Origin of the sequence: Paenibacillus humicus NBRC 102415, assembly GCF_004000905.1 — a bacterium.
GTDB classification, from domain to species: Bacteria; Bacillota; Bacilli; order Paenibacillales; family Paenibacillaceae; genus Paenibacillus_O; species Paenibacillus_O humicus.
Window position 1 is genome coordinate 17,547 of record NZ_BIMD01000019.1, and the last position, 13,275, is coordinate 30,821.

Genomic DNA, 13,275 nt, shown 5'->3' on the forward strand with positions numbered 1-13,275 from the left:
TGAGCGGTTTAGTTGGCCTGTGCGCAGATACGTATCGCTGCCTTGAGGTTGCCGGAGCTGGCGTCCAGCGCCGCCCTCGCCTCGTCCGGCTCCAGGCCGGTCTTGATCATCATGATCGCAAGCTTGCTGTCCTTGGAAGCCCTTTCAAGAGCGCGTGCCGCAGTCGCCTCATCCGCCCCTGAAGCGTTCTGGATGATGCGCAGGGACCGGTCGTACAGCTTCTTGTTGCTCGCCTTCAGATCGACCATCAGGTTGTTGTACGTCTTGCCCAGCTTCACCATCGTGCAGGTGCTGAGCATGTTGAGGACCAGCTTCTGCGCCGTTCCCGCCTTCAGCCTCGTAGAGCCGGAGATGACTTCGGAGCCGACGACCGGCGCGATGCAGATGTCGCACACTTCGCTGAGCCGCGTCCGCTTGTTGTTGACGATCCCGATGGCGGCCGCTCCGATTTCGCTGGCCCGGCGAAGCGCTTCAATGACATAGGCGGCGCTGCCGCTGGCGGAAATGCCCACGACGACATCCTTGTCGGTGACGCCGATCCGGTCGATCGCCGCGCGGCCTTCGTCCCCGTCGTCCTCGCAGCCTTCAACCGCCGTCCGCAGCGCCTGGTCCCCTCCGGCAATATACCCTTGGATAAGGAGCGGATCAACGCCGAAGGTCGGCGGACATTCAGAGGCGTCAAGCACTCCAAGCCTTCCCGAGGTTCCGGCTCCGATGTAGAACATGCGGCCCCCGTTCGACAACGATTCGTAAATGACGTCCACGGCTTCGGATATCAGCGGAATCTCGGCCGCTACGGCCGCCGGCACTTTGGCATCTTCCCGGTTCATCAGCTGCAGCATCTGCTCGGTCGAGCAATCGTCGATGGACAGCGTATCGGGATTGATTCCCTCCGTCGTCAAGCTGGCAAGGTATTCATTCATCTTGATTCCCCTAACGTGATCTGGATCGCGGCGCCAAGGCGCCTGCGGATCGATTCGTTGATTGCGTCTTGCATCTCTAATATTAAGCATTCGCAAACGGGGTGGTCAATACATTTTGAAATAAATTTTTAAAATAAAACATTATGTTGATATTTTATATCAGATCTTGTCCAAAAAGATGAATTTCATGGGAGTTAAGTTAACATAAAATTCGGTTTTCCGCATCCCGCAAAAAAAGGGCATCCGGGGCTTCAAGCCCCGAATGCCCCTTTTTGGGAAGGTTTGAATACATGATTCCCGCTATCTCCTGCGTTTGCTGGCGATGATGTTATGGCTGCGGGAGAGATAATGCTTCACCTGCTGGTAGTCCGCGCTCGCTACCCCGGCGAAAAGCATGTCGATGACGGTCAGCATGGCGATCCGGGAGCCCATCGCTCCGCTGCGGATGGTGATCTCCGGGGTGGAGATGCTGAGCAGCAGATCGGCTTTCTCGGACAGCTCGCTCTTGCCGTACTTGGTAATGGCGATCGTAAGGGCGCCGCTCTTGCAGGCGATGTCGAGAGAGTCCAGAATCTCCTCGGTACCGCCCGAGTTCGAGACAAAGATCGCCACGTCGCCCTCGCGAAGCAGCGTCGCGGCCGTCAGCTGGCTGTGGCCGTCCAGATAGGCGTGGCAGTTCTTGTTGATGCGCGTGAACTTCTGCTCCGCATCCTCGCACACGAGTCCCGATGCGCCGATGCCGAACAGGAAGATGCGGCTGCAGGTGCGGAGCTCCTGGACCGCGCGCGCCACGGCATCCCGGTCGAGCAGGCTGAGCGTGTCCTCGATGGACATCATGTTGTTGCGGCCGATATTGGAGATGATCGTCTGCAGGTCGTCTCCCGGCTGGATGTCGGTATACTGCTCCTCGCCGGTCTCTTCCTTGTAGCCGAGCGCGGCCGATATGCTCACGATGAAGCTTCGGTAGCCGCTGAACCCCATTGTCTTGCAAAAGCGCAGGACGGACGCGTCGCTGGTCCGGCTTCCCTGCGCAAGGTTCTTGATGGACAGATGCGGAATCTCGTCCTTGTTCTCCAAAATATACTCTGCTACCATGCGCTCGACAGGAGTCAGGCTGTCTTTCCGCTCACGGATTTTGATGAGAACGCTGTCGTTGATTGCCATAGGCCGCCTCCTGCCGTTTCCGGTTGAAATAAAGATTTATGAAGTGCGCAGCATTCTTTTTATTTTCTACTTGAAGCGGCCGTCCGCCGTCGCCGCTCGAAAGGACGATGCGATCGGCTCGGCTGCCGCCGCTTGGCTGGCGATGAAATCTGCTTGTTCAGCGCCATTATCGTATACGCTCCCGGCGCGAAAAACAAGGGTTGTCCAAGCAAAACGGCTGGAATCTCACTTCGGGCCGCTGAAGGCTCGCGCGGAATAGAGAAGTCTCGATCCAGGATGACGATAAAGAGGAATCCGGCTGTCTCCATCCTGATACTAAAATTTTATTTTAATTATTTATATATCATTCGAATAAAAATTTCAATTTTTCATTCCCGTACCGGAAAACCTGTGCTAGAATAGCCCACATAACGGAAAGACCCCAGCAAAACGGCTTCGCCGGCTTGGCGGCGGAGATCGACAGCCGCTCGCGCGGACAGACGGCAAGCCGCATTTCTCAGCGTCCGGTTGGACCAGCAAAGGCTAAAGGAGATGGAATACGGGATGAAAATCGCCATTATCGGAGCCGGCAGCACGTACACGCCCGAACTGATCGAAGGCATCATCAAGCGCAAGGAAGGACTGCCGCTCAGCGAGCTCGCGCTGATGGACATCGACGAGCGGAAGCTCGGCATCGTCGGCGGACTCAGCGGCCGCATGATCGAAGCGGCCGGCATGGATTGCCGCGTCGTGCTTACTCCGGATCTGGACGAAGCGCTGCGCGGAGCGGACTTCGTGCTCGGCCAGATCCGCGTCGGCAAGCTGCCTGCCCGCGTGCTGGATGAGCGCATACCGCTGAAGCACGGCATGATCGGCCAGGAAACGTGCGGCATCGGCGGCTTCTTCAAGGCGATGCGCACGATTCCGGTCATGCTCGACATCGCCAGGCGCATGGAGCAGCTGTGCCCGGATGCCTGGCTGATCAACTTCTCCAACCCGGCCGGCATCCTGACCGAAGCCATCCTCACCCATACGAAGGTGAAGATGCTCGGCCTCTGCAACGTTCCCTACAATATGTTCAAGAGCATCCGCGCTTCGATGGAGCTGCCCGACGCCAGCCTCACCTATGTCGGCCTGAACCATCTGAGCTGGATCACGGCCATCGAGCACGACGGCAAGGACTACCTGCAGGAAGCGCTCGACGTCGGCCTCAACAGCGAGACGATGAAGAACATCCCTTCCAGCGGCTTCAGCAAGGAGCTCGTGCAGCTCGTCGGCGCCATCCCTTCTTCTTACCTGGAATATTACTATTTCAAAAACAAAAAGCTGAAGATACTCATGGAAAGCCGGCAATCGCGCGGAGAACGCTGCATGGAGATCGAGGAGGACCTGCTGGGCATGTATGCCGACGCCAAGCTTCATACGAAGCCGGAGCTGCTGGCATCCCGCGGCGGGGCGAACTACTCCGAGGTGGCCATCAGCCTTGTGGACGCCATCTGGAACGACAAGCAGGAGGTTCATGTCGTCAACCTGCTGAACAACGGCGCTCTCGGCTTCATGGAAGACGGCGACGCGGTGGAAATCTCCGCCGTCATCGGCAAGGACGGAGCAAAGCCGATTCATCTGCCAAATCTGGACAACGGCCATATCCGCGATTATATGCGCATGATCAAGGCCTACGAGCGCGAGACGGTGGCGGCCGCCGTGTCCGGCAGCGAGGAAGCGGCCATGCGCGCCCTCATGATGAACCCGCTCGTCGGCGATTACAACGCGGCCCGCTCCTGCTTCGACGAGCTGAAGGAAGCTCACCGGGAATATCTCCCGCAGTTCGCATAAGGCGCCGGGGAGGATCATGACATGAAGAACGCATGCGTCATCGGCGTTGACGGCGGCAACAGCAAGACCGATTATTATTTGTTCGATCTGGACGGCAGGAAGATCGACTCCATCCGCTCCGGCACCTGCAGCCACGAGCAGTTCAAGGACGGCTACATCAGCGCCAAGCGGGTCATGGGCGAACAGCTCGGCCTGCTCCTCTCGCGCAACGGGCTGCGCGCAGAGGATGCTGCGGCAGCCGCCTTCGGCCTGGCCGGAGCGGATATCGCCTCCCAGAAAGCCAGCCTGAACCGGATCATCGGGGAGCTCGGCTTCGCACGCTTCGCGATGGACAACGACAGCTTCCTCGGGGTGAAGGCCGGCAGCGAATCCGGCAGCGGCATCTGCTCCATCAACGGGTCGGGCGCCTGCACCGGAGGCATCTCGCCTTCCGGCCGGCGGCTGCAAATCGGCGGCGTCGGCAGCGAGCTGTCCGGCGACGAGGCAGGCGGCTATTACTTGGCGCGCCGGGCGCTGCGCATCGTCTACGACGCCTTCTTCCGGCTCGGCCAGCCGACCGCCATGACCGATCCGGTCATGAGGCTGCTCGGCTTGGACGACAAGGAACGGTACATCGAGGCAGTCGTCGAGGCGGCGGCTTCCCGCTCCCTGCCGTATACGGAGCTCGTCACCGTGCTGCTCGAAGCCGCCGCTTCGGGAGACGAAGCGGCGTTCGCGGCGGTCGATCATTCCGCCCGCCAGATGGCCCTGTCCGCTGCAGGCTGCATCCGCGGGCTCGACTTCGGAGAGGAGCCGGTCGATATCGTCATGGCCGGCTCCGTCTGGGTCAAGGCCGCCTCCCCCGTCATGCGGGACCGGTTCAGGCACCATGTCGGCAGCCTGTCCGGGCAGGAGTGCCGCTATGTCCTGCTCGAAGCTCCGCCTGCTGCCGGCGCCGTCCTCTGGGCGCTGGAGCTGGCGCACGGCAAGCCTGCGGAGAAGACGGTCCGGGAGCGGGTTCTGGGCTCCGTGCAGTAGCGGAAATCAACGGTAGACGGCGACACGTCGGCGGATCCTCCGAAAAGTTGCTGGCATCAGTGGCGCCGTGGATCTGAATGAATATGCCGGTACCGCGGCAGATCTGCTTGCCGAATTCGATTCAACACCCTTAGCAGAGACTGAATTTGTTCCTGCCTATAACAAGTAGCTGGCTACAGGGCAGATCGTCGACGGAAAGCTCGTCACACCAGTTGCCGAGATGCTGCAGGCGCTCGGTTATAGCGTCAAATGGGACAACGAAACAAAAATACTGTATCTGTTACAATAAAAAATCCCCCGCCGGCCTGTATGGCTACGGGGGATCTTTTGTGTTATTTGATCTTGGAAAGAGATTTGTCCATTTGCTCTTCGTTCGATTTTACCGAGTCGCTGTCTACAGCATCAGCACCTCGGTAAGTATATTTGGTGTTCTGATAGAAATCGAAAGCGAATCTATCAATAGGTGTGGCTTTAGCACTATCATAATGCTTTTCGATAACTACCGATTTAAATATAGTTGGTCAAAATCTAGAATATTAAATAGAAAAGGACATTTCAGATTTGGCATCTTTCGATCATTATAAATATTCCGAGCCCAGATAAAAATTTAACCAACGCTAAAGATATTGATGAGTATGAGAAGGAATTTTTTCGATTTTTTTCCTAAGAGATGAAGCTCATGCCAGGAGCAAAGCCCAAAGACACCTTCAAGAGGTTGTTGAAGGTGTCTTTGGGCGCGAAATTCCCGCCGTAACGGCCAAGCTGGAAGCGGCCGTTACGGGAACAAGGTCCGCATCAGCCGCGATGCCGGCATGCGGCGGCTGGCTCTAGCTGCTCACCGAGCGGGCTGAAGCCGCGAGCTCGATCTGTTTCTGGTGATGGCGGTCATGGTCGACGAATTCTCCCATAACGTAGAGCAGAGAGTAAGGGCTGCCCGTATGCGGGCAGTGGGAGGCTCCGTTGACGGATACGGCCCGGAGCAGATCTGCTTCTCCGATAGAGCGCAGCAGGGCGCACAGCTCCATGCGCGTATCGGCGAATTCCGCGAGCAGCCGCTCCTGCTTCACCCCGGATTCGGCATACTCGTAGGCCGACAAGTTGAAGGCGTTGAACTCGGGGAAAAGGATATCCTCTCCCTTTAAGACCGAGGGTATCGTATAGATGATCAGATAACGGTCCCAATTGAGCAAATGAGAGACGATTCCTGCGATCGTGGCCTTGCCCTCCGCAATCGGGCGATTCCAAGCGTGCCCGGCGACGTCAAGGCTCCGTGCCCATTTCGAGGCCGATTCGAATTCATCCAGAACAGTTGAAATGTCATTCATGAAACAAAACTCCTTTAACCCGCAAACTATATGTATGCATTCATCTTACCACAGGAACATACGTTTGTATAATTCCGAGGCAGCTTGAACGAAAAAATCCCCCGTACGGAACTGCCGTGCCGGGGAGAATATCAGAAGACGGTGCGGTCTGCGGGAATGGCCAAGAATCTCGCCGGGCAGACCCTGCTATAGGATGACAGCGGCGTCCACCAGAGAGTCTACAGCTCCCGCCCGCCATTGTCAACATTATTCCGATCTATTTTGTCGGATTATTGCTCCTTTCCTTTCCTTTCCTTTCCGATGCATGAGAGGCTCCTTCCCCCGCCGCAGCGGCGGATTGCCGGCGGAATCGGTCCGATTGGCCAGGAAAATGCCGGCCAGAATACAGACGCCTCCCGCATACAAAGCCGGCTGGACGGTTTCCCCCAGAATGAAGTGTCCGGACAGAACGCCGAAGAGCGGCGCAAGGAACAGGAACGAGCTCGTCTTGCCGGGATCGGGACTGCGGCTCAGCACATAGTACCAGGAGGCGAACTGGACGATCGATCCCATGACGGCCAAATACAGCAGCGCGCCCAGCGAGGATGGATTGAGGTCCAGAGAGACCGGCTCGGCCAGGAAGCTCAGCGCGAGCAGCATCACGCCGCCAAACAGCATTTGTCCCGCCGTCAGGATCCAGCTGTTGAACAGAGCTCCCCATGCCTTGGCCATAAGCGTGGCGGCCGCCCAGAACAAAGCCGCTCCGAGGCCCAGCCAGGTCCCTTCGGCCGCATGCATGCGGAAGCCTCCCAGGGAGATGAACACGCCTGCGGCTCCGATCAGCACCCCGAGCCACTGGGCGAGCCGATAGCGCATTCCGAGAAAGGACGAGCCGAGGACGATGACAAGCAGCGGGTTGACGAAGGTCAGAATCGACGTCTCCCCCGATGAAATCGTCCGCATGCTGAGGAAGATGCAGCCCATGACCCCCGTCGTCTGGAACAGTCCGATCGCCGCGAGCTTGGCCCAATCGGACAGCCTGCCGGGCAGCGGCTTCCGCCATAAGAACGGCGCCATCAGCAGGCCGGCGAGCGTAAAGCGCAATCCCGCCAGCAGCAGCGGCGACGCGTGGGCGAGTCCGATTTTGCCGACCGAGAACGAGGATCCCATGAGGAAGGTGGCGAGAAGGACTAGCGCCCCGTACAGATAACGATTCATGCCGGCTGCTCCTTTATGTTTCGGATGCAATCATGGTAGCATGGGGTTGATTCGTCCGCCGTCGAACGATGCATGCAAAGGAGAGAGGAATATGGACAGCACCCGGCTTCCCGACATGATTGTAATTGCCGCTCTGATCGGAGACGCCTCCCGCATGGCGATGCTGATGAGCCTGATGGGAGGAAAATCGCTGCCTGCCGGAGAACTCGCCCAGGCGGCGCAGGTATCGAAAGCGACGGCCAGCGCGCATCTAGCCAAGCTCGTGGAGGGCGGTCTGCTCCGTCAGGAAGCCTCCGGACGCCATCGCTATTACCGGCTGGCCGGTCCGGAGGTCGGCCAAGCGCTGGAGGCCATGCTCGTCATCGCGCCGGCCAAGGCCGTGAAGTCGCTGCGCGAGTCGGACGAGCAGAGGCATATGCGCCATGCCCGCACCTGCTACGACCATCTCGCCGGCAAGGTCGGGGTCGCGCTGACGGACCGTCTGCTTGCCCTGGGTTTCCTGAATGATTCCGGTCCTGATTACGCGCTTGCCGAGTCGGGCCGGCAGAAGCTGCTCATGCTTGGAGTCCGGGTCGATCCTCCGGCAGGCCAGCGCCGGCATTATGCCCGGAAATGCCTGGATTGGAGCGAGCGGCGCCATCACTTGGCGGGAAGCCTCGGCGCCGCCATCGCCTCGAAGCTGCTGGAGCTGCAATGGCTGGAGCGGATACCGGGAGGCCGAGCGGTACGTGTGACCGAGGCAGGCAGAAGAGGCCTGGCGGATACGTTCGGGTTGGAAGGGCTTGCGTAGGAGCATGGCGGCAATCCCCCTATAAAAAAGACGGCGCCGTCCGCGGCGCCGTCTTTCGTCTTTTCGGTTCCACTCAGGATTCGGCCATCACGGCTATCGCACCTGCGGCGCGGGCACGCACATGCTTCAGCAACGAAAGACGGTACCGGGTCCAGAGAATTCGCAGCACGCCATACATCGCGGCGGAAACGACGATGCTGTTGAGCACGGAGCCGATCAGGAAATCAACGCCGATGCCGCTCAGCGCGCCAAGGCTGTCGGCCGTCTCCTCGTAGCTGATGTCCGCGGCCGGCTCGGAGAGAAGCTCGGCCAATTCCGGCTCGGCCGGTCGGGCGAACAGCTCCCTAGACAGCTGTCCCGTAAGGTAGTTGGCATAGAAGAGAATCGGCCACAGGAAGGTCCCGACGGAAGCCGCAAGCATTCCGGAGACGGCATTGCCGCGGAACAGGCGGATCAGACCGAGCGACAGCGCGAGACCGATTCCGAAGGTCGGGTACCAGCAGGGCAGCAATCCCAGAACGGCGCCAAGCGAGATCCGGTGGGATCCCTGCCGCTGCCGAAGCAAGCGAATGCCGTGATAGGCTAAATTTCGTTTCCAGCGACGGAGCCGCATCCAAATCCCTCCTATGTATCCGCATATTGAATTAGAGGACAGCAAGCGGTCAGCTCCTGAGTACCTCCCGGAAATAAAGGCGAAGAACGGCAGGAGCATGATCCTGCCCCAGCTCTTCCCACTCCGACAATCCCATGCCGGAAGCCGCAGCCGACCATCCGTAGGCATCGGCCAACAAGGCCAATTTATCCTCGGCGAAAACCTCTTCCTTCTCCCAAATCCCAGCCAGCAGCAGCTCGTCCGGCCCCTCCTTCAGGAGCGGAAGCCACTTGGACAGCTCTCCTTTGCTGTCGCAGCTTTCATTCATCATCTCGTTGTAGAGCTCCGGATCATTGATGTATATATCCGATGCCCGGCCCTGCTCAAAGAGCCTCATCCGAAGCAGATCGCTGTCCAGTACGGTATTGCTCACGGCGTATGTGCCGGCGCGAAGCGACAGCTCCCCCGCGATGCCGTCCAGCTCGTCCCAATCGCCGGCAGCGTTGCCCTCGTCGTAGATGGTCAGCCACTTGCCGTTCCGATCCCAGGCCACATGGATCGCCCGGTCGGCAGGCGCCCCGCTCCGTTCATAACTCCGTCCGTCCATGATGGCGTCCAACGCTTCCTCGAGCTCGGCCAACGTCATGGTACGGGGGATTTCAAGCTTGATATTGCTGAAAAAAGACCCCATTCCCTCATTCCTCTCTGAATCGTTCAGGTCGCGCCTTGTTACCGATGCTGAGCATAGACATTCGCCTTGCTCAGTCCCCGGATGATTCCGACTTCCTCCTCGGTCAGCTCCGGCACCTCAGCAGCGGCGATATTCTGCAGCAGCTGCTCCCGCGAGCTCGCTCCCGGAATGGCGGCGGCGACGGCCGGATGGCTCAGCGAGTAGCGGATCGCCAGCTGGGTCATGCTCCGCTGCGGAGCCGCCAGCCGTTCCAATCCGCTCCGCAGCTCGCCAAGCTCGTCCAGGCTGTAATCCGCCAGGCCCTTGGCCGGCCGGCGGCCTGCAGCAAGCGCTCCGCTCGCGAGCGGACCGCGGGCGATGACGGAGATGCCCCGATCCTGCAGAAGGGGCAGAACCTCTTCCTCGGCACGGCGGTCGACGATGCTGTAAGGATTCATCACGCTGGCCATCGAGGAGCGTGCGGCATATTCCCGGATGACGTTCGGCCGGATCGAGGAAATGCCGTATTCCCGGATGACTCCCTCTTGCTTCAGCTGCTCGAACGCTTCGATCGTCTCATCGATCGGGTCTTCGATCGTCCCTCCATGGAGCTGGTACAGATCGATATAATCCGTGCCAAGCCTGCGCAGGCTCTCCTTCACAGCGGACAGGATATAGGCTTTGGACGGATCCCATGTCCAGCCCTCCTGCCCGGGGTAACGCCGGTTGCCGACCTTCGTGGCGAGGATGACACGGTCTCTGCGTCCTTTGATCGCCCGGCCGACCAGCTCCTCATTGCGCCCGGCATCGTACAGATCCGACGTGTCCAGCAGGCTGACGCCGAGCTCCAGCGCCTCATGGACGAGCGAGACCGCCCTGCCCTCCTCCGTGCCTAGCGACATGCAGCCGAGGCCGATCTCGCCGACGAGCAGACCGGATGAACCGATTCGGTTTTTTTTCATGTCCGTTTCCTCTCCCTTCAGACGCCTCTCTAGGCCTCCAGCATACCATTTGAACTCAAGCGCCGCACGCCGCCGTTTCCTCTACGTTCAAGACGAGCGGCAGCTCCGTCCGGCTCTCTTCCCATCCGCCCTGTTACGCCGGCATGGACGGTTTTCCTGGCGCTGCCGGAATGTTCCGGCTAGGCTCCGCTAGCGCAAAAGCAGTTTTCTTGATTCCTTTGAAAAGGCGTGACGCGCTCCTCAATCCCGATTAATTGACTCTGATTTATTCAAGTATCCAGCGAAAGGGTCGGCTTTGTAAATTTGATTGTCGACCTGCAGTCAAAGGATGAAGCTTATTCGATAGGCCCATGCGAACGGAATTGGCTGCCCGTCGGCAAGAGCGGAAAAATGGAAAATGAGGGCTGCGGGCGGAACCGGACATAGGCAAGAGCCCTTGAATACGATTCAAGGGCTCTTCCTGGATAAGGATGAAGCCTGGAGCCGGAAAGAGAGCTGGCCTAAAGCTGGCCGCCGCCTGTTCCATTCAGGCTATTTCCCCGTAAATACGGCCATTCCGTTGTCGCCGCTGTAAGGCGCGCCTCCGGGAACCGTGATGAAGCAAATGATCAGCCTGTAGGACTGGCCTGCCGGAATGGCCTGGCTGAAGGTCAGGACGAAGCTTTTGTTCTGGCCGTCGACCGGATTGATCGAAACCTGGCTTGCAGTCAGGGCATTATCCGGCATTACTTTGTCATCCTTGCCGAGTGTAGCGATGCCGCTCGGCGCTGCGTCCGTCGTGCTCTGAACCCAGTAGTTGGACGGCTGCATGGCTTTGACGACATCCACGCTGCGGTCGTAGGTGATCCGAATCTGATTGGCCGACACTTGGGACAGCGATTGCAGCATCGGGATGGGGTCCTTGGCAGCGTGGGCGCTGCCCTGGGCTGGAACGGCGAACAAGACAACGGCGATGAACGCCATCAACTTCAAAAAAGTGATTTTCATGGGAAGTCCTCCTTTCTTTGAGCGAAGCTAACCAAATGATTTCCATCGCCGGCCCGACTTATTCTTCGCGGATCGTCTGCCTAAGCCGATTCATGAAAAAAAAGACCCTGCTCGAGAGCAGAGGCCTTCAACGATCAGGGAATGGAGGAGCAGCTGCTTGCCGGATCAACCCTGGGTTTCGCTATAGGTTAAAGACGGCTTGACAATCGGCGCTCCCCAACACGAATTAAGCCGCAATAATGCCTTTGGACTGCAGCTCGTTTTGAGAGTGCTGATCGGCAGGGTGGTACCCTTTCTCCAGAAGCTCTTTAATATACATTTTGTTGTAAATGAAGGAAAAGATGATTCCCGGTACCCAAGCGCCAAATCCTAATGTAAAAATGCCGACCGCAACCGATGCGACGAACATGATGACAGCCCACTTCAAATCGCCTCTGAAAAGAGCCGGGAAAAAGCCAAAGAAAAAGGTCGTCCAGCTAAATCCGACTTTTGCATCCTTAATCCCGCCTGCTGCATTTTTCAAACGAATGCGCATAGTAATACCCCCACTGTTTTATTCTTCCAAATATGAATTTAGTATAGGACTAAGGTAGTAATTTGTCGATATATATTTCCAAATTAGATAAATTCCTTGTTATTAAGCGAAAATATTTATATTAATATATTGATATAATAAAAATTAATAGGTATATACGCCTACTCATAAAGATAGAGAGTCTGCTCTGCTTCGCAATCCACCTGCAGGCATAAAAAAAGCCGGAACCATTCCGGCCGGCTGCTGCTGAATAAGCTGAACATGCCTCTACTTCGAGCGGTACAGCAAATAAAGAAAATACGGGGCGCCGACTGCCGCCACGATGATGCCGGTCGGAATCTCCGCAGGCTGCAGAATCACCTTGGCGATTGTGTCGGCAGCCATGACGAGCAGCGCTCCGGACAGAGCCGTGACCGGGAGCAGCGCCTGATAGCGCTGCCCGACAAGACGGCGGGCCAGATGCGGGGCGATGAGGCCGACAAATCCGATGCTGCCGCTGACGGCCACGCAGGATCCGGCCAGCCCGACCGCGGCGGCCAGGAGCAGAACCTGCTCCCGGCTCACGAACGCGCCGAGCCCGGTAGCCATCGGAGTGCCCAGGTTGAGCACATTGAGCGTCCGGGACTTGAACAAGACATAGGGCAGGAGGATCGCAATGAACGGCAGCAGCGCCAGCACGTAGCTCCAGTCCTTGCCCCAGATGCTGCCGGCCATCCAAGTCGCAACGAACTGGTACTGCTCCGGGTTGATCCGCAGGGAGACGACGATCGTCACCGCGGCGAAGCCGGAGTTGACGGCGACGCCGTTCAGGATGAGCCGGTTCGAGGACAGCCCCTTATGCCTCCGGTACGACAGCAGGAAGACGAGCGCGGCGGCGGCTCCTCCTCCCGCCCAGGCCAGCAGAGGCAGCAGGTAGGCCGGAGTTGCAGCCGGCGCCGGGTAGTAAGCGATGAACAGCAGCACGATCAGCCCCGCCCCCGAATTGATGCCGATGATTCCGGGATCCGCGAGCGCGTTGCGCGAGAGCGCCTGCAGCACGGCGCCGGATACCGCCAGGCCGGCTCCGATCAGCAAGGAGATGACGATCCGCGGCAGGCGGAAGTCGAACAGAATAAGCTGCTGACGCTCCGTCCCGCCTCCGGCCAGCGTCCGCAGCACATCGATCGGAGAGAGCCGGATCACCCCGGTGTTCATGCTGACGACAAAAACAACGGCGATCGCCGCGCTCAGGATGGCGGCGACCAGCCAGGCTTTCCTGCGCTTGCGCCGCTCCGATTCGGACATGAATGCGCCCATCG

The 13,275-nt window shown here is 58.7% G+C and carries 14 protein-coding genes; 4 read left to right on the top strand and 10 right to left on the bottom strand.

Going from position 1 to position 13,275, the window contains the following annotated elements; all coding sequences use genetic code 11:
- Positions 1–8 precede the first annotated feature (8 nt).
- Both murQ and PHU01S_RS13230 read right to left on the bottom strand, forming a co-directional pair.
- Complete coding sequence (gene murQ, locus PHU01S_RS13225; RefSeq protein ID WP_048743914.1) at positions 9–923, bottom strand: N-acetylmuramic acid 6-phosphate etherase; 915 nt, start codon at positions 921–923, stop codon at positions 9–11.
- A 300-nt stretch (positions 924–1,223) separates the two neighbouring features.
- On the bottom strand, positions 1,224–2,087 hold the full coding sequence (locus tag PHU01S_RS13230) for a MurR/RpiR family transcriptional regulator (protein WP_048743915.1): 864 nt from the start codon (positions 2,085–2,087) through the stop codon (positions 1,224–1,226).
- Here PHU01S_RS13230 and PHU01S_RS13235 point away from each other — a divergent pair.
- The 3 genes from PHU01S_RS13235 to PHU01S_RS13245 all read left to right on the top strand — a co-directional run bounded on the left by PHU01S_RS13235 (position 2,062) and on the right by PHU01S_RS13245 (position 4,919).
- Positions 2,062–2,346, top strand: a complete 285-nt coding sequence (locus PHU01S_RS13235; RefSeq protein ID WP_127507962.1) for a hypothetical protein — start codon at positions 2,062–2,064, stop codon at positions 2,344–2,346. The genes PHU01S_RS13230 and PHU01S_RS13235 overlap by 26 nt on opposite strands.
- Before the next feature lie 284 nt (positions 2,347–2,630).
- A complete protein-coding gene (locus tag PHU01S_RS13240) occupies positions 2,631–3,902 on the top strand; it encodes a 6-phospho-beta-glucosidase (protein WP_232312741.1) in 1,272 nt (423 codons plus the stop codon).
- A gap of 21 nt (positions 3,903–3,923) precedes the next feature.
- Positions 3,924–4,919 carry an N-acetylglucosamine kinase gene (locus tag PHU01S_RS13245; RefSeq protein ID WP_021878768.1) on the top strand — a complete coding sequence of 332 codons (996 nt, stop codon included), beginning with the start codon at positions 3,924–3,926 and terminating at the stop codon, positions 4,917–4,919.
- A gap of 827 nt (positions 4,920–5,746) precedes the next feature.
- On the opposite strand, the gene PHU01S_RS13250 is transcribed toward PHU01S_RS13245, so the two are convergent.
- A complete protein-coding gene (locus tag PHU01S_RS13250; RefSeq protein ID WP_049868693.1) occupies positions 5,747–6,244 on the bottom strand; it encodes a DinB family protein in 498 nt (165 codons plus the stop codon).
- A gap of 246 nt (positions 6,245–6,490) precedes the next feature.
- Positions 6,491–7,441, bottom strand: a complete 951-nt coding sequence (locus PHU01S_RS13255) for a DMT family transporter (RefSeq protein ID WP_127507964.1) — start codon at positions 7,439–7,441, stop codon at positions 6,491–6,493.
- Positions 7,442–7,532: 91 nt separating this feature from the next.
- On the opposite strand from PHU01S_RS13255, the gene PHU01S_RS13260 reads away from it, so the two are divergent.
- Positions 7,533–8,231 carry an ArsR/SmtB family transcription factor gene (locus PHU01S_RS13260; protein ID WP_127507966.1) on the top strand — a complete coding sequence of 233 codons (699 nt, stop codon included), beginning with the start codon at positions 7,533–7,535 and terminating at the stop codon, positions 8,229–8,231.
- Positions 8,232–8,304: 73 nt separating this feature from the next.
- Here the strand turns inward: PHU01S_RS13260 and PHU01S_RS13265 are convergent, their stop codons facing one another.
- From PHU01S_RS13265 to PHU01S_RS13290, 6 genes are all read right to left on the bottom strand, one after another.
- On the bottom strand, positions 8,305–8,844 hold the full coding sequence (locus tag PHU01S_RS13265) for a DUF2062 domain-containing protein (protein WP_164763064.1): 540 nt from the start codon (positions 8,842–8,844) through the stop codon (positions 8,305–8,307).
- Positions 8,845–8,893: 49 nt separating this feature from the next.
- A complete protein-coding gene (locus PHU01S_RS13270; protein ID WP_218032450.1) occupies positions 8,894–9,469 on the bottom strand; it encodes a hypothetical protein in 576 nt (191 codons plus the stop codon).
- Between the two features lie 83 nt (positions 9,470–9,552).
- Positions 9,553–10,455, bottom strand: coding sequence for an aldo/keto reductase (locus tag PHU01S_RS13275; RefSeq protein WP_127507972.1), 903 nt, complete (start codon positions 10,453–10,455; stop codon positions 9,553–9,555).
- A 531-nt stretch (positions 10,456–10,986) separates the two neighbouring features.
- Positions 10,987–11,442, bottom strand: a complete 456-nt coding sequence (locus PHU01S_RS13280; RefSeq protein WP_021878775.1) for a hypothetical protein — start codon at positions 11,440–11,442, stop codon at positions 10,987–10,989.
- 226 nt (positions 11,443–11,668) lie between these two features.
- A complete protein-coding gene (locus tag PHU01S_RS13285) occupies positions 11,669–11,977 on the bottom strand; it encodes a hypothetical protein (protein WP_048744150.1) in 309 nt (102 codons plus the stop codon).
- Between the two features lie 267 nt (positions 11,978–12,244).
- Complete coding sequence (locus PHU01S_RS13290; protein WP_049868685.1) at positions 12,245–13,273, bottom strand: FecCD family ABC transporter permease; 1,029 nt, start codon at positions 13,271–13,273, stop codon at positions 12,245–12,247.
- Between the last annotated feature and the right edge of the window lie 2 nt (positions 13,274–13,275).

Coding starts and splice junctions, on each gene's coding strand:
- PHU01S_RS13260 (WP_127507966.1), top strand. CDS start 7,533: ATGGACAGCACCCGGCTTCCCGACATGATTGTAATTGCCGCTCTGATC.
- murQ (WP_048743914.1), bottom strand. CDS start 923: ATGAATGAATACCTTGCCAGCTTGACGACGGAGGGAATCAATCCCGAT.
- PHU01S_RS13280 (WP_021878775.1), bottom strand. CDS start 11,442: ATGAAAATCACTTTTTTGAAGTTGATGGCGTTCATCGCCGTTGTCTTG.
- PHU01S_RS13250 (WP_049868693.1), bottom strand. CDS start 6,244: ATGAATGACATTTCAACTGTTCTGGATGAATTCGAATCGGCCTCGAAA.
- PHU01S_RS13265 (WP_164763064.1), bottom strand. CDS start 8,844: ATGCGGCTCCGTCGCTGGAAACGAAATTTAGCCTATCACGGCATTCGC.
- PHU01S_RS13240 (WP_232312741.1), top strand. CDS start 2,631: ATGAAAATCGCCATTATCGGAGCCGGCAGCACGTACACGCCCGAACTG.
- PHU01S_RS13230 (WP_048743915.1), bottom strand. CDS start 2,087: ATGGCAATCAACGACAGCGTTCTCATCAAAATCCGTGAGCGGAAAGAC.
- PHU01S_RS13270 (WP_218032450.1), bottom strand. CDS start 9,469: ATGACGTTGGCCGAGCTCGAGGAAGCGTTGGACGCCATCATGGACGGA.
- PHU01S_RS13275 (WP_127507972.1), bottom strand. CDS start 10,455: ATGAAAAAAAACCGAATCGGTTCATCCGGTCTGCTCGTCGGCGAGATC.
- PHU01S_RS13235 (WP_127507962.1), top strand. CDS start 2,062: ATGAGAACGCTGTCGTTGATTGCCATAGGCCGCCTCCTGCCGTTTCCG.
- PHU01S_RS13245 (WP_021878768.1), top strand. CDS start 3,924: ATGAAGAACGCATGCGTCATCGGCGTTGACGGCGGCAACAGCAAGACC.
- PHU01S_RS13290 (WP_049868685.1), bottom strand. CDS start 13,273: ATGGGCGCATTCATGTCCGAATCGGAGCGGCGCAAGCGCAGGAAAGCC.
- PHU01S_RS13285 (WP_048744150.1), bottom strand. CDS start 11,977: ATGCGCATTCGTTTGAAAAATGCAGCAGGCGGGATTAAGGATGCAAAA.
- PHU01S_RS13255 (WP_127507964.1), bottom strand. CDS start 7,441: ATGAATCGTTATCTGTACGGGGCGCTAGTCCTTCTCGCCACCTTCCTC.